22 protein-coding genes are annotated in these 17,827 nt (G+C 68.3%); 6 read left to right on the top strand and 16 right to left on the bottom strand.

What is annotated here, in order from left to right; translation table 11 throughout:
- Positions 1–48: 48 nt before the first annotated feature.
- Together HPF_RS19410 and HPF_RS19405 are read right to left on the bottom strand one after the other, a co-directional pair.
- Positions 49–357 carry a BON domain-containing protein gene (locus HPF_RS19410; protein ID WP_066153086.1) on the bottom strand — a complete coding sequence of 103 codons (309 nt, stop codon included), beginning with the start codon at positions 355–357 and terminating at the stop codon, positions 49–51.
- Positions 358–410: 53 nt separating this feature from the next.
- Positions 411–842 carry a BON domain-containing protein gene (locus HPF_RS19405; protein ID WP_133157579.1) on the bottom strand — a complete coding sequence of 144 codons (432 nt, stop codon included), beginning with the start codon at positions 840–842 and terminating at the stop codon, positions 411–413.
- A 276-nt stretch (positions 843–1,118) separates the two neighbouring features.
- On the opposite strand from HPF_RS19405, the gene HPF_RS19400 reads away from it, so the two are divergent.
- Positions 1,119–1,751 (top strand): response regulator, encoded by a 633-nt coding sequence (locus HPF_RS19400; protein WP_066153090.1) that lies wholly within the window; start codon positions 1,119–1,121, stop codon positions 1,749–1,751.
- A 21-nt stretch (positions 1,752–1,772) separates the two neighbouring features.
- On the opposite strand, the gene HPF_RS19395 is transcribed toward HPF_RS19400, so the two are convergent.
- The 5 genes from HPF_RS19395 to HPF_RS19375 all read right to left on the bottom strand — a co-directional run bounded on the left by HPF_RS19395 (position 1,773) and on the right by HPF_RS19375 (position 4,690).
- A complete protein-coding gene (locus tag HPF_RS19395) occupies positions 1,773–2,381 on the bottom strand; it encodes a hypothetical protein (RefSeq protein ID WP_133157578.1) in 609 nt (202 codons plus the stop codon).
- Positions 2,378–2,743 carry a phage holin family protein gene (locus tag HPF_RS19390; protein WP_079366811.1) on the bottom strand — a complete coding sequence of 122 codons (366 nt, stop codon included), beginning with the start codon at positions 2,741–2,743 and terminating at the stop codon, positions 2,378–2,380. The genes HPF_RS19395 and HPF_RS19390 overlap by 4 nt, the downstream gene beginning before the upstream one ends.
- A 39-nt stretch (positions 2,744–2,782) precedes the next feature.
- Positions 2,783–3,205: a hypothetical protein gene (locus HPF_RS19385; RefSeq protein ID WP_133157577.1), complete on the bottom strand. Its 423-nt coding sequence runs from the start codon at positions 3,203–3,205 to the stop codon at positions 2,783–2,785.
- Between the two features lie 55 nt (positions 3,206–3,260).
- The gene (locus HPF_RS19380) at positions 3,261–3,422 is read right to left on the bottom strand and encodes a DUF1328 domain-containing protein (protein WP_084397135.1); all 162 of its coding nucleotides are present in this window, start codon (positions 3,420–3,422) and stop codon (positions 3,261–3,263) included.
- An 86-nt stretch (positions 3,423–3,508) separates the two neighbouring features.
- Positions 3,509–4,690, bottom strand: coding sequence for an AI-2E family transporter (locus HPF_RS19375; RefSeq protein WP_165961746.1), 1,182 nt, complete (start codon positions 4,688–4,690; stop codon positions 3,509–3,511).
- A 211-nt stretch (positions 4,691–4,901) separates the two neighbouring features.
- On the opposite strand from HPF_RS19375, the gene HPF_RS19370 reads away from it, so the two are divergent.
- Positions 4,902–6,215, top strand: coding sequence for a hypothetical protein (locus HPF_RS19370; protein ID WP_133157575.1), 1,314 nt, complete (start codon positions 4,902–4,904; stop codon positions 6,213–6,215).
- 19 nt (positions 6,216–6,234) lie between these two features.
- Here the strand turns inward: HPF_RS19370 and HPF_RS19365 are convergent, their stop codons facing one another.
- The gene (locus tag HPF_RS19365; RefSeq protein WP_133157574.1) at positions 6,235–7,785 is read right to left on the bottom strand and encodes a bifunctional aminoglycoside phosphotransferase/ATP-binding protein; all 1,551 of its coding nucleotides are present in this window, start codon (positions 7,783–7,785) and stop codon (positions 6,235–6,237) included.
- Positions 7,786–7,870: 85 nt separating this feature from the next.
- Between HPF_RS19365 and HPF_RS19360 the strand changes: the two genes are divergently transcribed.
- Positions 7,871–9,430 (top strand): class I adenylate-forming enzyme family protein, encoded by a 1,560-nt coding sequence (locus tag HPF_RS19360; protein WP_133157573.1) that lies wholly within the window; start codon positions 7,871–7,873, stop codon positions 9,428–9,430.
- Positions 9,431–9,467: 37 nt separating this feature from the next.
- On the opposite strand, the gene HPF_RS19355 is transcribed toward HPF_RS19360, so the two are convergent.
- The 3 genes from HPF_RS19355 to HPF_RS19345 form a co-directional block, all read right to left on the bottom strand.
- Positions 9,468–10,424, bottom strand: a complete 957-nt coding sequence (locus HPF_RS19355; RefSeq protein ID WP_133157572.1) for a hypothetical protein — start codon at positions 10,422–10,424, stop codon at positions 9,468–9,470.
- A gap of 50 nt (positions 10,425–10,474) precedes the next feature.
- Positions 10,475–11,020, bottom strand: a complete 546-nt coding sequence (locus HPF_RS19350; RefSeq protein WP_133157571.1) for a GNAT family N-acetyltransferase — start codon at positions 11,018–11,020, stop codon at positions 10,475–10,477.
- 88 nt (positions 11,021–11,108) lie between these two features.
- A complete protein-coding gene (locus HPF_RS19345; protein ID WP_133157570.1) occupies positions 11,109–12,155 on the bottom strand; it encodes a saccharopine dehydrogenase family protein in 1,047 nt (348 codons plus the stop codon).
- A gap of 81 nt (positions 12,156–12,236) precedes the next feature.
- Between HPF_RS19345 and HPF_RS19340 the strand changes: the two genes are divergently transcribed.
- Positions 12,237–12,839 carry a TetR/AcrR family transcriptional regulator gene (locus HPF_RS19340; RefSeq protein ID WP_133157569.1) on the top strand — a complete coding sequence of 201 codons (603 nt, stop codon included), beginning with the start codon at positions 12,237–12,239 and terminating at the stop codon, positions 12,837–12,839.
- A gap of 67 nt (positions 12,840–12,906) precedes the next feature.
- Positions 12,907–13,110, top strand: coding sequence for a putative motility protein (locus HPF_RS19335; RefSeq protein ID WP_165961745.1), 204 nt, complete (start codon positions 12,907–12,909; stop codon positions 13,108–13,110).
- Between the two features lie 12 nt (positions 13,111–13,122).
- Here the strand turns inward: HPF_RS19335 and HPF_RS19330 are convergent, their stop codons facing one another.
- Positions 13,123–14,619: an MFS transporter gene (locus tag HPF_RS19330; protein ID WP_133157567.1), complete on the bottom strand. Its 1,497-nt coding sequence runs from the start codon at positions 14,617–14,619 to the stop codon at positions 13,123–13,125.
- Complete coding sequence (locus HPF_RS19325; RefSeq protein WP_133157566.1) at positions 14,616–14,957, bottom strand: low molecular weight protein tyrosine phosphatase family protein; 342 nt, start codon at positions 14,955–14,957, stop codon at positions 14,616–14,618. Before HPF_RS19325 ends, HPF_RS19330 begins: the two co-directional genes overlap by 4 nt.
- Positions 14,958–15,049: 92 nt before the next feature.
- On the opposite strand from HPF_RS19325, the gene HPF_RS19320 reads away from it, so the two are divergent.
- A complete protein-coding gene (locus HPF_RS19320) occupies positions 15,050–15,385 on the top strand; it encodes an EmrE family multidrug efflux SMR transporter (protein ID WP_133157565.1) in 336 nt (111 codons plus the stop codon).
- A 22-nt stretch (positions 15,386–15,407) separates the two neighbouring features.
- Here the strand turns inward: HPF_RS19320 and HPF_RS19315 are convergent, their stop codons facing one another.
- The 3 genes from HPF_RS19315 to HPF_RS19305 all read right to left on the bottom strand — a co-directional run bounded on the left by HPF_RS19315 (position 15,408) and on the right by HPF_RS19305 (position 17,791).
- On the bottom strand, positions 15,408–16,610 hold the full coding sequence (locus tag HPF_RS19315; protein ID WP_133157564.1) for an ammonium transporter: 1,203 nt from the start codon (positions 16,608–16,610) through the stop codon (positions 15,408–15,410).
- Positions 16,611–16,738: 128 nt separating this feature from the next.
- Positions 16,739–17,254: a DUF2867 domain-containing protein gene (locus HPF_RS19310; protein WP_066153124.1), complete on the bottom strand. Its 516-nt coding sequence runs from the start codon at positions 17,252–17,254 to the stop codon at positions 16,739–16,741.
- A gap of 27 nt (positions 17,255–17,281) precedes the next feature.
- Positions 17,282–17,791, bottom strand: a complete 510-nt coding sequence (locus tag HPF_RS19305) for a hemerythrin domain-containing protein (RefSeq protein ID WP_066153128.1) — start codon at positions 17,789–17,791, stop codon at positions 17,282–17,284.
- Positions 17,792–17,827 lie beyond the last annotated feature (36 nt).

Raw genomic sequence — 17,827 nt, 5'->3', positions numbered from 1 at the left:
CGATAGCCACTGTGCGTGGCCACCGCTGTAGGACATGTCTGACACACTTTATTTCACGATGATGTCGTTGGTCACACGTGTGACGCCTTTCACGTTGGCCGCGATGGTGGCGGCCTGATCGCGTTCGGCGCTGTTCTTGGCAAAGCCCGAGAGCTGCACCACACCCTTGAGCGTTTCCACCTTGATGGACATGGCGCTGACGATCGGGTCTTCGGCGAAGCGGGCCTTGACCTGGGTGGTGATGGTGGTGTCGTCGATGTAGGACCCCACGGTCTGCTGGTCGCGCGCCACGGCGCAGCCGGTGATGGTGACAGCGCCGAGGGCGAGGGCCGAGGCGAGGGCGATGGTCTTGAGCATGTGGATCTCCTGTGTTGGGGGGGTGATCGGTGGTCGGTTCAGGGTCGGCCCTGTCAGCCCACCACCAGCTTGTTCTGGACCTCGGTCACGCCTTCGACGGCCTTGGCCAGTGTGGTGGCCCGTTCGGCGGCTTCGGCGCTGGGCGCCGGGCCGGTCAGCGACACCACGCCCTGCACGGTGTCGACCTCGATCTTGAGGGCGCTGAGCTGGTCGTCGGCGGCCAGTGCGGCCTTGACCTTGGTGGTGATGGCCATGTCCGTGGCCGCGGTGGTCACGGACTGGACGGCCTGCTCACCTTCGCGCTTGATGTCGGCGGCAGTGCTCTCCATGTCCTGGCGGGCCTGCAGCGCTGCCTGCTCGGTGCTGGTCATGGCGCCGTCGATCTTCTGGCCGACCGTGGCCTCTTCCTTCTGTCCGCAGGCGGTCAGCGACAGCAGAACGGCGGTGGTGGCAATGACCACTTGTGCTCGGTTGGAAAGGTTCATCTCGTGCTCCTTGGATGGGTTGGCGGAAGGCCGGGCCGGTGCGTGGACCGACCCGGAACAGCCAGGGCGAAGGACTCGCCGCGCTGTGTGGTCACTGTAGAAAACGCAGCGCCCGCGGGCTGTCGGTCGGGCCCCTGTGCCCCTGTAGGACAGCGCCCCGCCCGGCTGTCGGAGGGGTGTAGGAACTGTCTGACGGACAGCGCGGCTACCCCGCGCTACATTGGTTGAGCCGCCTGCGGGCGGCACGCACGAGAGAACCAGACACAAGGAGAACGCATGATCCGGATTGGCATCGTCGACGACCACGCGGTGGTGAGGGCCGGGCTGCGGCAGTACCTGGCCGACCATGTGGACCTGCGCGTCACGGGGGAAGCCACCAACGGCGCCGAAGCCCTGGAGCTGGCCCGCGCGGGCGAGGTGGACGTGCTGCTGCTGGACATCTCCATGCCCGACCAGAGCGGCGTGGACGCGCTCAAGGCCATCAAGGCCCGCTTCCCCGACCTGGCCGTGCTCATCCTCAGCGGCTTCCCCGAGGCGCACTACGCCACCAACCTGCTGCGCCTGGGCGCCAGCGGCTACCTCAACAAGGAGTGCGAACCGGACGAGATCGTGCTGGCCATCCGCACCGTGTCCATGGGGCGCAAGTACATCAGCCAGGCGGTGGCCACGCTGCTGGCCGAAGGTGTGGCCGGCGGTCTGGACCGGCCGCCGCACGAGCTGCTGTCCGAGCGCGAGCTGCAGGTGTTCCTGCGGCTGGCCAAGGGCGAGACCATCGGCGCCATGGCCGAGGCGATGTTCCTGAGCGTGAAGACGGTGAGCACCTACCGCACCCGCGTGCTGGAAAAGCTCAAGCTCTCCAGCAACAGCGAACTCACCTACTACGCGATGACCAACGGGCTGATCCAGTGAGCCCGCGGGCGCCGGGCGGCCTCAGGGGCCGTCGGTGGGAGGAGGGGCTGGTGTTGGTGTAGGTGCAGGGGGCGGTGGCTGGCCCCTGCCTTTGAGCCAGGCCGTGAGCGCACCGATCAGGGCCAGCTGCACCGGCGCCTGCGCCAGCTGCTGCCACAGCATGCGGCCCACACGGTGGGGCAGGTCGCGGGTCTGGCGGCGCAGTGAGTGCACCACCCAGGGCCGGGCCATCACCAAGGCGCCGCCCACGGCGGCCGCGGCCGCCAGGCTGGCCCAGGGGTGCCGGCGCACGACCGGCTTCACCTCGTCGGCCAGGGTGCCCGCCACCAGCTCCACCGACGCGTGCCAGGGCTGGCGGATCCACCAGCGGCGCGCCAGCGCGCGCGCGATGCGCCACGCGGCCCGGGGCAGGCCGTCGCGCTGGGCGCGGGCCATGAGTGAATTCATCAGCGAGGCCACCAGGCCCACGACGCCCGCATCACCGCTGGCAGCGTGAGCGCCGCGTTCCGATGGTGCCGGGTACAGCCGCTGGATCAGCAGCGTGCGCGAGGCGTCCAGACGCGCGAGCGCCAGCGCCTTGCGCTGGGCAGCCGTCGGCGGTCGATCGGGCGAAGAAGGTTGCGGGCTCATTCTTCGTCCAGGATGCGCAGCGTCGCCAGGTCCTGCGCCATCTGCTGGCGCAGGGCGGCGAAGGGTGGCGACTTTTCCAGGCGGTGTGCGCGCCAGGCGAGCAGGGCCGCCAGCAGCAGCGGCACCGCGGGGATGACCACCAGCAGCCAGGGCATGGGCATGGACGCCAGCGGCACCACCGCCACGGCAATCCCCGCCACACCCGCGAGCCCCAGGGCCAGCACCGCCAGCAGGGCGGCGGCGCTGTTCAGCCCGGCACGGTGCTTCCACTGCGCGCCCCACTCGTCCAGCTCGGCCGAGGCGAGGTCCACATAGGCGTCGGCATGTTCCAGCACCAGGCCAGGCTGCCGCGCCAGGGCCATGAAGGCGGGGTGTATCACCGTGCGGGCCCCCGGCCGGTGTCAGTAGCGCTCGGCGCGGCGGCGGGCGGCCCAGGTCACCAGCAGCGTGGCTGCGGCGCCCGCGGCGGCGGCCATCAGCAGGGCCTTGGCCGGCTCCTGGCGCACGTAGTCGGTGGTGCGCTCGCCCACCTCGTGGGCCTTGTTGGCCACGACCGTGCCCGCGGCGCGGGCCTTGTCGATCCCCGCACGGGCCAGGTCTTCGGCGCGGTGGGCGGCGCGGTTCAGGTGCACCGGCACGGCATCGCGCACCTGGCGCAGGCCGGCCTGGATGCTCGCTTCCGCCTCGGCCGCGGCGCGGCGCGAGTCGCTCAGCGCCTCATCGGCCCGGTCGGCCGTGCGGGCCACGGCCCGCTGTGCGGTGTCCACACCGGCATCGATCATGTCCTGGGCGTTGTCCATGGCGGTCTTGACTTTGGTGTTCATGGGAGTCTCCTGTGATTGAAAGGAAGGGAATGAAACAGGGCGGTGTGAACGCCCGTCAGCGCTTGAAAAGTCCGAAGACGAAGGTGGCCGCGGCCATGATCAGGAACACGAAGAACAGAATCTTCGCGATGCCGGCGGCGCTGGCGGCGATGCCTCCAAAGCCCAGCACGGCGGCGATCAGCGCGATCACGAAGAACACGACGGCGTAATGCAGCATGGCGATCTCCTGGTTGGTTACCGCAGCGCCACGGCTGCGATGGATTCAGTGTGCGCGCCGGTCGCAGGCGCTGGTGTCGGCCAAGGTCAGCGCGGCGTGTAGGACGGTGCCGACACCGCCTGGCGCGGCGGTGCGCTGCTGAACAGCACGTCCAGAAAACGCAGGGGCGCCAGGTGCCGGCCCATCACCACCAGACACACCGTCAGCGGTGTGGCCAGCACCAGCCCCACCGGTCCCCACAGCAGCGCCCAGAACGCGGCCGAGAGCAGCACCGCCAGCGGCGAGACGCCGGTGGAGCCGCCGTAGGCCAGGGGCTCGACCACGTTGTTGCTGACCAGCTCCAGCGTGGCGATCAGGCCCAGCGTCCACAGCACCATCGACCAGCCGGGGTCGACCGCGAACGCCAGCACCAGCGGGAACACCGCGCCCAGCGCCGGTCCCAGGTAGGGCACGAAGCGCAGCACCGTCGCCAGCCCGCCCCACAGCCAGGCGCCCGGCACCCCGATGCACCACAGCCCCAGGGCCATCGGCAGGCCGTAGCCCAGGTTCACCATCAGCTGCGCGGTGAGGTAGCGGCTCACCCGCCGGCCCGACTCCGTCAGCGCCGCGGCCATGCGCGGCGTGTCGCCGCCCAGCAGCCGCAGCAGGCGGTCGCGCAGTTCGGCGCGCTGCAGCAGCATGATGACCGCCAGTATCAGCACCAGCGCCACCGTGGCCAGCTGCACGCCCACCGTCATCACCAGGTCGATGGTGCGGGCGCTGCCGCTGCGGGTTTCCACCGCCACCTGCTGCACCTTGGGGGCCGCGGTGCCCGGGGGCTCGAACGCGCGCGTGGTGGTTTCGACTTCCCGCGCCACCATGTCCATCAGGCGCGTCACCTCCCGCGTGGTGCCCGAGGGCGTCAGCGCCGGGCGCAGCTCGCGCAGCTTCTTCTGGATGTTCTGGCGGTGGGTGGGCAGTTCCTGTCCGAGTTCGCCCACCTGCACCGTCGCCACGGCGGCGGCACCGAGCAGTCCGGTCATGGCGAATGTCATCACCAGTCCCACGGCCAGACCCCGCGGCAACCGCCGGCGCTGCAGCCAGTTCACGGCCGGGTCGAGCGCAAACGCCAGCAGCGCCGCCAGCGCCAGCGGAATCAGCAGCGCCTTGCCGAAGTGCAGGCCCAGGATGCCGAGCGCCAGCGCGGCGCCGCAGAGCACGAAGCGCTGCACGCCGGGCATCACCGGCTGGGCGGGTGTGGTGGAAATGACCGTGTGGGGGATGTTCATGGCGGAGGTCCGGAGGTCGCAGGTGACCGGATGTTCCGGCCGCCGGCCGCGACGGCCTGTCGGCCGCGCCCGCGCCGGCGTGTCGGACAGCGCCGACACGCCGGCCGCATGCCTTGCCCGGGGGAACGCAGCGCTGCACGCCGTCTTGGAAGCGCCAGGGGCGCGGCGTATCATGGTTTTTGCAGGCCGTCGCCCGCAACGGAGGAACCCCATGGTGCAGCGTTTTTCGAAGCAGCTTGTGCAATCCCTTCAACCCCTGGCGGCGGTCGCCGCGCTGGCGTGCACACCATTGGTGGCGCAGGCCCAGACCGCCCCCACCCAGCTCTGGATCGACCTTTCCACCTCCACCATGACCGGCATGCCCGAGTTCATGCAGGGCGGCGTGGGCGGCGTCATCGGCGGGCTGTTCGGTGGCAACAAGGGCGGCGGTGGGTCACACGTCTACGGCCACGCCAGCGGCCGCTTCATCCAGCAGGGGAGCCAGCCGGGCCTGACCGGCGCCTTCCCGCCCAGCCGCGTGATCGACGTGGCGCTGTACAACCCGCGCAAGCCCGGCACCGAGGCCGCGCTGTTCGTGCCGCTGACCATGGGCATGGGCGAGTCGCTGCCGCTGGTGCCGCCCAGCCCCAGCTTCAAGGAGGCGGGCGAGGGCGGCCCGGCGGAGGTGCCCGAGATCAAGGGCCGCATCCTCATCTACTGGGGTTGCGGCGAGGCGGTGCGTGCCGGCCAGCCCAAGGTCATCAACCTCTCCAACAACCCCGCCGCCTGGGCCGGTGCGCTGGCTGGCCGCATGGCGCCCGAGCGTGCGGCCCGCGTGGGTGCGCAGCACGCGCTCTACCCCAACGAGAAGAACACGGTGAACCCGAAGGCCGACACCTCGCTGCAGGGCGTGCACCAGGTGCGCGGCGAGGGCGTGCCCGAGTCGATGCAGTTCACCCTGGCCGAGCGGCAGGACCTGATGCCCGCCATCCAGCTGCAGCAGCAGGGCGACCCGTCGCAGAGCATCCGCCTGTCGTGGCAGCCCGTGCCGCGCGCCGCCGCCTACCACCTGCACGCCATGGGCATGGCGGGCGACGACATGGTGCTCTGGTCCAGCGCCGACAATGGCGACGCCGGCCTGGGCCTGTTCGACTACCTCACCGAGACCACGGCCACCAAGTGGGTGAAGGACAAGGTGCTGCTCTCGCCCGAGACCACGCAGTGCGCCGTGCCCCAGGGCATCTTCGCGGGCGGGCAGAGCGCTGGCGGCCGGGCTGAGGCGGGCGGCGCCATGCTGCGCATGATTGCCTACGGTCCCGAGAGCCACTTCAGCCACCCGGTGCGCCCGCCTAAGGCGCCGAACAACTGGCAGCCCGAGTGGTCGGTGCGCGTGCGCGCCAAGAGCCAGACCATGGCGATGCTCGGCATGGACATGGCCGGCATGGCCAGCGGCCGCGACAGCGCCCCGGCACCGCAGGAAGAAAAGCCCTCGGGCGGCCTGCCCGGCGCGGCCGGCAGCATCCTGCGCGGCATCTTCGGGCGCTGACGGAATCGCCTCGCGGGGCTCAGGCCGTTAGGCCCCGCGCCCGCTCGGCCTCGGTCAGCGGCTCCAGCCAGCCCAGCTGCTGCTCCAGCACCGCCAGCGTCGCCTCCGAAGCGTCCTTGCCCGCGGCCTGCCGTGCGCCGATGCGCCGGCGCAATTCGTCCACCGGCGCCTCGCAGGCCAGGATGTGGAAGGGGCAGCCTTCGGCCTCGGCCAGTTCGGCAAACGAGCGCCGCTCGGCTTCGCGCAGAAAGGCCGCGTCCACCACCACCGACCAGCCGTCCTGCAGCAGCATGCGGGCGCGCGCGCGCAGCGAGGCGTAGGTTTCCTCATGCGCCTGCGGACGGTACAGGCCCGTGTTCAGGCCCGAGCCGCTAGCCGCCAGCGGGCTCACGCCGTGCAGGCGCTTGCGCTCCACGTCCGAGCGCAGGCGGATCGCGCGGCCCGTGGCTTCGGTCTGCAGCCAGCCGCCCGAGGCCCAGGTCTTGCCGCTGCCCGACAGGCCGTGGGTGATGACCAACTGCGGCGCGGGCGGATGGGCGATGTCCTGCGCCAGCGCCAGGTAGCGCCGAGCCTCGGCCAGGTGTTCGTCCGCTTCCGGCGTGCCGGCCAGCTGCCCCGCGCGGATCGCCGCCACCTTGGCGCGCACGCCCGCCCGGTAGCTGGCAAAAAAGCCCCAGACGGTGTGCGCCGACACGTCGCCGCTGGCGTCGGTCCACTCGCTCAGCAGCACGTTCGCCAGCCCCGGCTGGCCGTGGTCCAGCAGGTCCATCCAGCAGAACGCCATGTCGCTGGCCACGTCGATCCAGCGCAGCTCGTCGTTGAACTCGATGGCGTCGAAGGGCAGGACCTCATCGTCCACCAGCACGAGGTTGGCCAGGTGCAGATCGCCGTGGCCCTCGCGCACACGCTCCTTCTGCCGCCGCCGCGAGAGCAGGGGTTCGATGGCGATGAAGCGCTGCTCGGTCCAGTCGCTCAGCGCCTGCACCAGCGCAGCGTCGGCGGGCGCCTTCAGCATTGCGCGCAGGGTGTTGAAGTTGTCGCGCGGCCAGCGCATCGCCGCCGTCGCGTGGCCCCAGGGCTGGGTCTTGCCGGCCACCGCCGCGCGCGCCTGGAACGCCGCCATGCGCCGCGCCAGCCCGGCGATGTGTTCCGCCGTCAGCGCGCCGCGCCGGCACACATGGTCCAGCCGCGCTGCCTCGTCGAAGCGGCGCATCTGCACCGCGAACTCCACCGCCCGCAGATCGTCTTCGGTGCCGGCCTCGCCCCAGCGCGGATCGCCTGGCGCGCCGACGATGGGCCGCACGCCCAGGTAGATGTGGGTGGCCGGCCGGTCGTGCTGCTGGAAGCGCCGGTTCACGCGGATCTCGGTCTCGCAGGCGTGGCGCCGCGCGGCCAGTGTGCTGAAGTCCATGAACGCGAAGCGCACCGGCTTCTTGATCTTGTAGGCGAACTCGCCCGCCAGCAGCACCCAGGCGCCGTGCGTTTCCGTCAGCTCGACGCGGTCGACAGGGTGTGTGTAGCGCGCAGGCTCCATCAGGGCGGTGATCAGCGGGGGCAGGGTGTCGCTCATGCGAACCACTGTAAGGCCGCACACCCTCCGGCTGCCTGACGCCGGCCCACAATCCCCTTTCCTGACCCCCATCGGAGATGGCCCCATGAACCTCGCCCACCTGCTGCAGCGCAAGGCGCTCGAACACCCCGACCGCGCGGCCATCTTCAGCGGCACACAGGCCGTGGCCACCCACGCCCAATGGGCCGAGCGCGCTGCGCGAGTGGGTGCTCACCTGCGCGCGGTGGGCCTGACGCCCGGTGACCGCGTGCTGCTCTTCATGCGCAACCACCCGCGCTACCTGGAACTGCTGTTCGGCGCCTGGTGGGCCGGGCTGGTGGCGGTGCCGGTGAACGCCAAGCTGCACCTCAAGGAAGTGCAGTGGATCGTGGAGAACGCCGGGGCACGGTGGGCTTTCGTCACGGCGGACATCGTGCCCGACCCGGCGGAACTCACCGGGCTCGACGGCGTGATGGAGGTGGACAGCGCCGAATGCGACGCCTGGGTCAACGTGGACCCAGGCAAGGGCGAAGGCCACATATATATAGAGGAGCGCGCCCCCGACGACACCGCCTGGCTGTTCTACACCAGCGGCACCACCGGCCGGCCCAAGGGCGTGATGATCACGCACCGCAACCTGCTCACCATGGGCCTGGGCTACTTCAACGACGTCGATCACGTCGATCCGCAGGACGCCATCGCCTACGCCGCACCCATGTCGCACGGGGCGGGGCTCTACGCCCTCCCGCACCTCATGGCCGGCGCGCGGCACGTGGTGCCCGCCTCGGGCGGCTTCGACGCCGCCGAGCTGTTCGACCTCGGCCGCCAGCTCGGACCGCTCTCGCTGTTTGCCGCGCCCACCATCGTCAAACGCATCGTCGACGAAGCCGAGGCGCAGGGCCTCACGCCCGAACAGTGCGGGCAGAGCTTCAAGACCATCGTCTACGGCGGCGCACCCATGTACGCCGCCGACATCCGCCGCGCGCTGCGCACCATGGGCCCGCGCTTCGTGCAGATCTACGGCCAGGGCGAAAGCCCCATGACCGGCACCGCCCTCGGCCGCGCCCACCTGGCAGACACCGCCCACCCGCGGCACGAGGCGCGCATCGCCTCCGTCGGCGTGGCGCAGACCCCGGTCCGCATCCGCGTCGCCGGGCCCAACGGCCAATCACTGCCCCCAGGCGAGGTGGGTGAAGTGCTGATCCGGGGCGACAGCGTCATGGCCGGGTACTGGCAGAACCCGGAGGCCACGCAGGCGGCCATCCGCGACGGCTGGCTCTGGACCGGCGACATGGGCGCGCTCGACGCCGACGGCTTCCTCACCCTCAAGGACCGCAGCAAGGACCTGATCATCAGCGGCGGCAGCAACATCTACCCGCGCGAGGTGGAAGAGGTGCTGCTGCACGCGCCCGCCGTGGCCGAAGTCGCCGTGGTCGGCGCGCCCGACCCCGAATGGGGCGAAATCGTGGTGGCGTTCGTGGTGCCGCAACCAGGGGCGGCGCTGGATGCGAAGACGCTCGACGGCTTCTGCTTGGACCAGATTGCGCGGTTCAAGCGGCCTAAGCGGTACGAGTTTGTCGAGGCGCTGCCGAAGAACAACTATGGGAAGGTGTTGAAGACGGTGTTGCGGGAGCGGGTGAAAGAGAAGGCGAAAGGCAAGGCATGACCCCGATACTCGTGTCCCCGTACCCGTCGTTTGGGTGCTACCCAAATAGATCCCCGTCCTCGTCCGCCTCTTCTAGTGGTTCCAAATTAGAGAAATAGAGCTTTGGTCGGCGTGCGCCTATGCGGCCTTTCTCATCGATGCGGTTGACTGTCCCAAAGAGTCTGCATCTAAGAAACAAAATCGACTTGTAGTTAACAATGCTTCCTGTTTCTGGATAGGCGGTGAGAATATGGTCTTTGTACTTGAATCCCATTGAATTGGAGGTCTTGTTTTCGCGGGTCACTTCTCCTTCTAGGACAACATAGTCTCCATGAATCAATTCTGGAAACAATACATCTTCTTCAGTTTCATTCTCATCGCAAAAAATCCACTTTTCTGATGGGTTGATAATTTCTTCGTCGGTCACGCCATTTTCTAGTGTGCCTATGATTAGGTTGCGTCCGTTTTGAATGTTTGCCGCAAGTTCTTCGAGTAACTTTGGGTTTGTGCTTATGTAAAGATCAAGAACTTGCTTTGGAACGAAGAGAATTTCTCCTGCGGAGTTTATTATTCCAATCTGTGACTGATCATCGGAAAATCGCACATTTTTGAACTCGCGAATTGTTACGTCTCCAGTGTGCTTTCCTATCCTGGCGAACCACTTAATGCTGTTGAGAGCCTTCTTGAATAAATCGGTTATTCCGAAGTCTTCAAAATCTTTCTCCGCCATCTTTTGAGCAGCTTTTGTGAAGTAGGCGGTTGCGACTGCGCCTAGTCCGGCTTGTATCCAGCCTGCCACTGTTTCAGGAATTAGTGCTTCCCACGAGCCCTTGCGTATTTGAACGGGGATCTCAAAATCTAAGTTTCGAAAATCTGGGGCCTGCTTCGCTATAAAGTAGCGTAGAGCCGAGTCAAAGGCGAATAGGGCTTTTGCTTGTCTCCGAGCGTCCATTAGACCATCTTCGACCAGTTTGCCTTCGTACTTGATGTAGCCAATGTATTTCTCGTTGTTCATTTTTATCTTGGAATAAATTCTGATCGAGCTAGGTTGGTCTGTGCTCGGTCTTATTGCCAATCGATACTGAAAAACCGACTAAACGGATCCTCCCGGTAATCCGCAAACGGCCCGCACTCCACAAACCCGAACCGCCGGTACATCGCAATCGCCGCATCAAACGGAGGTGTGCTGCCGGTTTCCAGGCTGACGCGCGCGTAGCCGCGCTGGCGGGCGAGGTTCAGCAGTTCGGTGAGGATGGCCTGCGCGGCGCCCTGGCGCAGGTGGCGGGCGCTGGTGCGCATGGACTTGAGTTCGCCGTGGCCGCCTTCGGTGGCGGTGGTGGGCGTCAGTTCCTTGAGGGCGCCCATGGCGACGAGCTCGCCCACCTCTTCGGTCTTGGCGCCCGGCGGGGCATCGGCCGGCCGGCGCCAGGCGGTGAGGAAGGTGATCTCGGGCCGGCGCAGGCCGTCCAGATCCAGCGCGAACACGCATTCGGGCGGCGACGCGGCGCGCATGCCGGCCAGGTGTTCGTCCAGCAGGCGGAGCACTTGCGGGTGGGTGAGTTCGCGGTCGATGCGGATGTGGAATGCGCGCGCGGCTGCCTCTGTGTCCATGTCGCTCCCTCCCTGGGCGGCGTGTGGGGTGTGGCCGGAATGGCTCTGCGGCCATTGTGTTCGTTTTGTTACCGGCCAGGCAAGGCCGTCAGAAGCGAAGCGCCGGGGCGGTTCCGTCTTCAAACACCTCCAGCGCGGGGCCATGCAGCGAACGCAGCAGGTCCACCGGATCCACCGCTTCCGCCACCGCGAGCGCGCCGCTGCGGTGGTACCCAGGTGCCAGCAGACGCTGGACGACTTCGGTCACGATGGGCGCCGTCACGGCATAGATGTCCTGCCCCCGCACGCCAGCCGTCCGGGTCATGCCGTCCTGCACGAGGCGCACCACCAGTTCGAAGCGCTGCGCGGAGCGTCCCCGCTCGTCCGCCGCCGTGGGTGGCGGGGTCGAGGCGTCGCGGATGTCTGCCAATGCCGAGCGGTTGAGCAGCGAGCGGACTTCACCGACCTTCAGGTGATGGGCGAGCGTGATGACTTCGCTGAAGGGCATCTCGAGCATGGCCTGGCGACCCAGTGGCGCGGAGAAGGCCCAGTCCGGCACCTCGGCCGAGGGCACCAGCGGCGCCAGGCGCCCATCCTTCACGACCATCCGCGGCGCCTTGTTGCGCTCGCCGGTCTTGCGTGTGCCTTCGGTGGGCCACCAGTGGTCCAGCGCGATGGCCACGGTGATCTCGTCGATGCCACCGCCCGTGCCGCCCTGCGTGGCCAGCGCGCTGGAGAGCAGATCGGCGAGCCCCCCGTAGAAGGCCGCCGCCGGGATCACCACCCGGCCGGCTGCACGCGCTGGGGCATCGAGCTCGACAAAACTCGCTTGCGCGCTGGGCTGCTCTGCCGTCACGTCGATGTAGTGGCACCCGGCCCGCAGCGCCGCTTGGGCCACGGGCGCCGCGGTGTCGAGAAACGGCCCCGCGCAGTTGATGACCACGGCGCAGCCGGCGAAGGCCTGTTCGAGGCTGGCCGGATCACCGAACTCCGCCACGCGCCGGGGAACGGCCGGGGGCATGGTCTCTTCGAGCCGGGCGGCGCTGCGTCCGACGGCCACCACCGACAGGCCGCGGCGCAGCGCTTCCTGAACGACAAATTGACCGGTGTGACCTGTGGCGCCCACCACGGCGATGCTTGGGTTGGAGGTGTTCATGGGAGTCCTTTCGGGTGAAGAATACAGATACAGACCTGTCTGTTCTTTTGAGATTACAGACAGGTCTGTATCATGTCAAGAATGCCCACTAAAAATAGTTCTTCTGCCGCGCGAGACTCCGCGCCCGACGTCCGCGAGCGCATCCTCGACACCGCCTCCCGGCTGTTCTACGAGCGCGGCGTGCGCGCGGTCGGCGTCGACCTGGTCGTGCTGGAGGCGGCGGTGGCCAAGACCAGCCTGTACCGCTACTTCCCCACCAAGGACGATCTCATCGTCGCTTTCCTGGAGAGGGAAGATCTCGATTTCTGGGCGACCTGGGACGGCGTGGCCGCGCAGTTCCCCGACGATCCCGCGGGTGAGCTGGACGCGCACATGCGCTGGATCGGCGAGCGCCTGGCCCGTTCGAACTACCGCGGCTGTCCGCAGATCAACGTGGCTGCCGAGTTCGCCGAGCAGGACCACCCGGCCCGCCTGGTCTCCCGGCGGCACATGGTGGCGCTGCGGGGCCGCCTGCTGGACATCGCCCGGCGCCTGAACGTCCCCCGGCCCGACCAGCTCGCGGCGCAGCTTGCCGTGCTGGTGAACGGCGCCTTTGTCAGCTCGGGGCTGCTCGCAGCCGACGAAGCCACCGAGGTGCTGCGGGCCGCGCTGAGGTCCTTGCTGGACGGCGCACGGGGCGGCTGAGACAGTTCAAGCCGCCCGGCCTTGCCGCCGATAAGGTCTGAACAGCTTCGAAGGATTCCCCATGGACATGTCCGTTTCCCCCGCCCTGGTCGTGGACCGCGTGATCCAGACGCGCCGTGGCGCGGCCGAGCAGCAGGTGCAGATCGCGGTGCTCAAGGAGGCCATGCAGACGCAGGAGTCGGCCGCGGCCTCGCTGCTCAATTCCGTGGCGGGCAACCTGCCGCTGGCCGGCAGCGGCCCGGTGGGCACGCAGGTCAACACCATGGTGTGACCCGCGCAGCGGCTACGACGGCCGACGCAGCATGCGCGCCGCCAGCACACTGGCCAGCAGCACCAGCACGCTGCTGACCAGCGCCGTGAACTGCAGGGCGTCGGTGAAGGCTGCCTGCGCGGCGCTCACCAGTGCCCGGGCCGCATCCGGCAGCATCCGGTTCGTGGCTTCGAGGGCGCCGCCCAGCGTGCTCTGTGCCTGCGCCGGCACATCAGCCAACCCCGCGCCGCCCAACTGGTGGCGGTAGATGAGGGTGCCCGCGCTGCCGAACAGCGCGATGCCCAGCGCACCGCTGAATTCCGAGGCGGTTTCGGCGATGGACGAAGCTGCGCCCGCGCGCTCGGGCGGTGCCGAGGTGATGATCAGTTCGGTGCCCACCGCGAACACCGGCGCCATGCCCAGGCTGACCACCACCATGCCGGCCACCAGCACCCACAGCGCCCACGGGCCGTCGGCCGCCACCATCAGCAACATGCCCACGGCGGCCGCGGCCAGGCCCCAGACCAGCACCGGGCCAGGGCCGTAGCGCGCCGCCATCTTCGGCGCCAGCACCATGGAGCCGAACACGAAGCCGCCGGCCCAGGGCACGGTGGCCCAGCCGGCCTGCAGCGGCGTGAGCATCAGCACCATTTGCAGGTATTGCGCGATGAAGATGTAGACGCCGAACATGGCCAGACACGACAGCGCGTAGGCCACGATGGCGGTGCGGAAGGTGGGGATGGCGAACAGCCGCAGTTCCAGCAGCGGGTAGCTGATCACCCGCTGGCGCCGCACGAACACCCAGCCCACCGCCAGACCGGCCACAAGCAGCGCCAGCCGCGCCGCGCTCGGCCCGGCCTCGGCCATGGCCTTGATGGCGTAGATGGTGCCGAGCACGGCGGCCAGCGAGAGCAGCACGCTGGCGGCGTCGACGCGGCCGGCGTTCTCGTCGCGGTACTCGGGCAGCAGGCGCGGCCCCAGCACCAGCAGCAGCACCATCACCGGCACCGCGGGCAGGAACACCGAGCCCCACCAGAAATGCTCCAGCAGCCAGCCGCCCACCAGCGGGCCGATGGCGCTGCCGACCGAGAACGCGGCGATCCACACGCCGATGGCGAACTGGCGCTGGGTCTCTTCGTGGAACATGTTGCGGATCAGCGAGAGCGTGGACGGCGCCAGCGTGGCGCCGGCAATGCCCAGCAGTGCGCGCAGCACGATCAGCTCTGCCGGCGTGCGCGCGAACGCGGCCAGCACCGAGGCCGCCGCAAAAAACGCAGCGCCGATCAGCAGCAGGCGCCGCCGCCCCATGCGGTCGCCCAGCGTGCCCATGGTGATGAGGAAGCCGGCAACCAGAAAGCCGTAGATGTCGATGATCCACAGCAGCTGCGAGGCGCTGGGCGCGAGTGCGCGGCTGAGCGCCGGCACCGCGAGGTTGAGCACCGTCAGGTCCATGGCATAGACCAGACAGGGCAGGGCGATCACGGCCAGACCCCACCATTCGCGGGGGGTGGCTTTGGGGGGTGTGGTCATTCGATGTTCAGAAGGTGGCCGACCGCCTGCTCCAGCAGTTCAACCAGCTCGGGGTCCATGTACTTGTACTCGTCGGGGATGTCGAGCACGTGAACGAGCTTGTCAGCCAGAAGGTCACCGAAGTCCGCGACGAGCCGCGACTTGTGTTTCTGCTCCATAACGATCACCACGTCGGCCCACTCGATGTCAGCGTCCGAGACCGTGTGGCGCGCGCTGGGGCTGGTGCCGCCGGAGCGCACATTGAGCTGCGGATGCCGCCGCCAGATCTGCTCAGCCGTGGGGCTGCGCCACTGGTTGCGGCTGCAGACGAAGAGGACGTTGAGGCGGGCGGCAGGCATTCATGCAACTGTAGGTCAAGTGCCGGGCGGACCTTGCGGCCACGGCCATGGTGGTCCCCCGCGGGCCCTTGCCGCGGGGGTAGATTCCCTTTATGAAGACCGCCTACCTCTACCTCGGCGCGGCCATCGTGGCCGAGGTGATCGCCACCTCTCTGCTCAAGACGTCCCAAGGCTTCACCCGCCTGTGGCCCAGCGTGGCCACGGTGGTCGGCTATGCGATTTCGTTCTACTGTCTGGCGCAGACGCTGGGCAGCGTGCCGACCGGCGTGGCCTATGCCATCTGGTCGGGCGTGGGCATCGTGCTGATCTCGCTGATCGCCTGGCTGGTGTTCGGCCAGTCGCTGGATGGCCCCGCCCTGCTGGGCATGGGCCTGATCGTCGCGGGGGTGCTCGTGATCAACCTGTTCTCGAAGTCGGTGGCGCACTGAGCGCCACCGTCCCGGCCCGGGTTCACCAGCTGACTTCGCGGTCCGGGGTGGCGCTGATTTTGTGGATGCTCAGGTCGGCGCCGTCGTACTCTTCTTCCTGGTCCAGCCGCAGCCCCAGTGTCGCTTTCAGCAGGCCGTAGACCACCAGCCCGCCCAGCAGCGCCCAGGCCACACCCATCGTGGTTCCCAACAGTTGCCCGCCGAAGCTGACGCCGCCCAGGCCACCGAGCACTTTTTGACCGAAGATGCCGGCGGCGATGCCGCCCCAGGTGCCGCACAGGCCATGCAACGGCCAGACGCCGAGCACGTCGTCGATCTTCCAGCGGTTCTGGGTCAGAGTGAACATGGTGACGAACAGCAGGCCGGCGACCACGCCCACCACCAGTGCGCCCAGCGGGTGCATCAGGTCCGAGCCGGCGCACACAGCCACCAGACCGGCCAGTGGGCCGTTGTGCACGAAGCCGGGGTCGTTCTTGCCGGCGATCAGCGCGGCCAGCGTGCCGCCGACCATGGCCATCAGCGAGTTGACCGCGACCAGGCCCGAGATCTTGTCCAGCGTCTGCGCGCTCATCACGTTGAAGCCGAACCAGCCCACGCAGAGGATCCAGGCGCCCAGTGCCAGGAAGGGGATGTTCGAGGGCGGGTGGGCCGAGATGCCGCCGTCCTTGCGGTAGCGGTTGGCGCGGGCGCCCAGGAAGATGACCGCGGGCAGCGCGATCCACCCGCCGACCGCGTGCACCACGATGGAGCCGGCGAAGTCGTGGAAGGTGGCGCCGGTGGTGGCCTCGATCCAGGCCTGCACGCCGAAGTGGCCATTCCAGGCGATGCCCTCGAAGAACGGATAGAAAAATCCGACGATGACGGCCGTTGCGATCAGTTGTGGCCAGAACTTGGCGCGTTCGGCAATGCCGCCCGAGATGATGGCGGGGATGGCGGCGGCAAAGGTCAGCAGGAAGAAGAACTTGACCAGGTCGTAGCCGTTCTTCTGGGCCAGCGTTTCGGCGCCGATGAAGAAGTGCGTGCCGTAGGCGACGCCGTAGCCGACGACGAAGTAGGCGATGGTCGAGACCGAGAAGTCGACCAGGATCTTGACCAGGGCGTTGACCTGGTTCTTTTTCCGGACCGTGCCGAGTTCAAGAAAGGCGAAACCGGCGTGCATGGCCAGAACCATGATCCCGCCGAGCAGGATGAACAGGGCGTCGGCGCCCTGTTTGAGTGCGTCCATGAGGAATCTCCGTGCAGAAAGCGTTTTTTGGTGCGTGATTGGCGCCAAAACAGGATCTGCATGGCGAATCGCACCATGTCAAAGCAAAAAACGCACCAATGGAGAGGTTTGTCGACAAGCGTGGTGCGTCATGCACCGATCGCGCGCAGCACCGACGGCGCGATCAGCTTGTGCATGGGCCTGACCGGCAGCATGTAGAGCCGTCCGAGCCGGTTCTTGGTGTGGACCACGGTGGTGACCGTCACACGCACGGGCTGTCCGGCTGGGCGGGCGCAATGCACCGAGACCACCACGTCCAGGTGCTTGTCGCGGTCACCCAGCAGCACCTCGTCGGGCGTGTTCTCGAACAGGGTGAAGATGCCCACGCGCTCGCCAGGCCGGTAGTCGGCGTCGGGGCGGGCGGGGTGGATGCCGGAGAGTTCGCCCAGGTTCTTCAGGCCCACCAGTTGCACCGCGCGGTTGCGCAGCGTCATGCAGGCATCGACCCAGCGCGGCGTCGCCCGGGCCGATTTCAGGAACTGGCCGAGGGCGCTGAGCGAGGGGTCGGCGGCGTCGATGGCCCAGGCATCGTGGAAGTCGGCGCCTTCCAGGCGCAGGGCGATGCGGCTGCCCGCGGGCGGGGCGACGGCGGTGGGTGTGTTCATCCACCCACTGTAGCCGCCCGGTGGCGGTCAGGAGCAGCTGACGCTGCCGCAGCCGCTCATGGTGGCGGGGCGCACACGGCTCGGGTCGGCCAGGGTTTCGGTGCGGGAGTCGAAGCCCACGTCCTTCATGTGCAGCGCCAGGCCGGCGTCCATGGTGGCGGCGTGCTGCGGGAACCACTCGACCAGCGCCTCGGCCAGGCGTGTGATGATTTCCTTGTCGTCTTTTTCGTAGTGCTCCACCACGGCGTGCAGCGTTTCCATGATGGTGGCGTGGTGGCCGGCGTGGCAGTTGTCGGGCGCGAAGCCGGTGGCCACCATCCAGCGCTCTTCCTGGGCGAAGTGCTCCTTGGTGTGCTCGATGAACTCGAGGTAGAGCGGCAGTTGCTGGTCTTGCGGGGTGGCCAGCAGCCGGTTGAGCATCTCCACAAACTCTTCATGGGTGTCGTCCATGCGGCCGTCGCCGGTCTGCAGCTGCGGGGTCCAGTCCAGCCCGGTGGTGGCCTGGGCGGGGGCTTCGGGGGTGGTGGTCGCTTCCATGGGACGTCACTGTAGCTGCAAACCACTGCCCGGGCG

The organism is Hydrogenophaga pseudoflava (genome assembly GCF_004353865.1).
GTDB lineage: Bacteria > Pseudomonadota > Gammaproteobacteria > Burkholderiales > Burkholderiaceae_C > Hydrogenophaga > Hydrogenophaga pseudoflava.
Note: the sequence above shows the minus strand (reverse complement) of the source record. Positions and strands in the feature narration are given on the sequence as shown.

Excerpts from the sequence above, each read along its gene's own strand:
- HPF_RS19410 (WP_066153086.1), bottom strand. The coding sequence starts at position 357 with ATGCTCAAGACCATCGCCCTCGCCTCGGCCCTCGCCCTCGGCGCTGTC.
- HPF_RS19405 (WP_133157579.1), bottom strand. The coding sequence starts at position 842 with ATGAACCTTTCCAACCGAGCACAAGTGGTCATTGCCACCACCGCCGTT.
- HPF_RS19400 (WP_066153090.1), top strand. The coding sequence starts at position 1,119 with ATGATCCGGATTGGCATCGTCGACGACCACGCGGTGGTGAGGGCCGGG.
- HPF_RS19395 (WP_133157578.1), bottom strand. The coding sequence starts at position 2,381 with ATGAGCCCGCAACCTTCTTCGCCCGATCGACCGCCGACGGCTGCCCAG.
- HPF_RS19390 (WP_079366811.1), bottom strand. The coding sequence starts at position 2,743 with ATGGCCCTGGCGCGGCAGCCTGGCCTGGTGCTGGAACATGCCGACGCC.
- HPF_RS19385 (WP_133157577.1), bottom strand. The coding sequence starts at position 3,205 with ATGAACACCAAAGTCAAGACCGCCATGGACAACGCCCAGGACATGATC.
- HPF_RS19380 (WP_084397135.1), bottom strand. The coding sequence starts at position 3,422 with ATGCTGCATTACGCCGTCGTGTTCTTCGTGATCGCGCTGATCGCCGCC.
- HPF_RS19375 (WP_165961746.1), bottom strand. The coding sequence starts at position 4,690 with ATGAACATCCCCCACACGGTCATTTCCACCACACCCGCCCAGCCGGTG.
- HPF_RS19370 (WP_133157575.1), top strand. The coding sequence starts at position 4,902 with ATGGTGCAGCGTTTTTCGAAGCAGCTTGTGCAATCCCTTCAACCCCTG.
- HPF_RS19365 (WP_133157574.1), bottom strand. The coding sequence starts at position 7,785 with ATGAGCGACACCCTGCCCCCGCTGATCACCGCCCTGATGGAGCCTGCG.
- HPF_RS19360 (WP_133157573.1), top strand. The coding sequence starts at position 7,871 with ATGAACCTCGCCCACCTGCTGCAGCGCAAGGCGCTCGAACACCCCGAC.
- HPF_RS19355 (WP_133157572.1), bottom strand. The coding sequence starts at position 10,424 with ATGAACAACGAGAAATACATTGGCTACATCAAGTACGAAGGCAAACTG.
- HPF_RS19350 (WP_133157571.1), bottom strand. The coding sequence starts at position 11,020 with ATGGACACAGAGGCAGCCGCGCGCGCATTCCACATCCGCATCGACCGC.
- HPF_RS19345 (WP_133157570.1), bottom strand. The coding sequence starts at position 12,155 with ATGAACACCTCCAACCCAAGCATCGCCGTGGTGGGCGCCACAGGTCAC.
- HPF_RS19340 (WP_133157569.1), top strand. The coding sequence starts at position 12,237 with ATGCCCACTAAAAATAGTTCTTCTGCCGCGCGAGACTCCGCGCCCGAC.
- HPF_RS19335 (WP_165961745.1), top strand. The coding sequence starts at position 12,907 with ATGTCCGTTTCCCCCGCCCTGGTCGTGGACCGCGTGATCCAGACGCGC.
- HPF_RS19330 (WP_133157567.1), bottom strand. The coding sequence starts at position 14,619 with ATGACCACACCCCCCAAAGCCACCCCCCGCGAATGGTGGGGTCTGGCC.
- HPF_RS19325 (WP_133157566.1), bottom strand. The coding sequence starts at position 14,957 with ATGCCTGCCGCCCGCCTCAACGTCCTCTTCGTCTGCAGCCGCAACCAG.
- HPF_RS19320 (WP_133157565.1), top strand. The coding sequence starts at position 15,050 with ATGAAGACCGCCTACCTCTACCTCGGCGCGGCCATCGTGGCCGAGGTG.
- HPF_RS19315 (WP_133157564.1), bottom strand. The coding sequence starts at position 16,610 with ATGGACGCACTCAAACAGGGCGCCGACGCCCTGTTCATCCTGCTCGGC.
- HPF_RS19310 (WP_066153124.1), bottom strand. The coding sequence starts at position 17,254 with ATGAACACACCCACCGCCGTCGCCCCGCCCGCGGGCAGCCGCATCGCC.
- HPF_RS19305 (WP_066153128.1), bottom strand. The coding sequence starts at position 17,791 with ATGGAAGCGACCACCACCCCCGAAGCCCCCGCCCAGGCCACCACCGGG.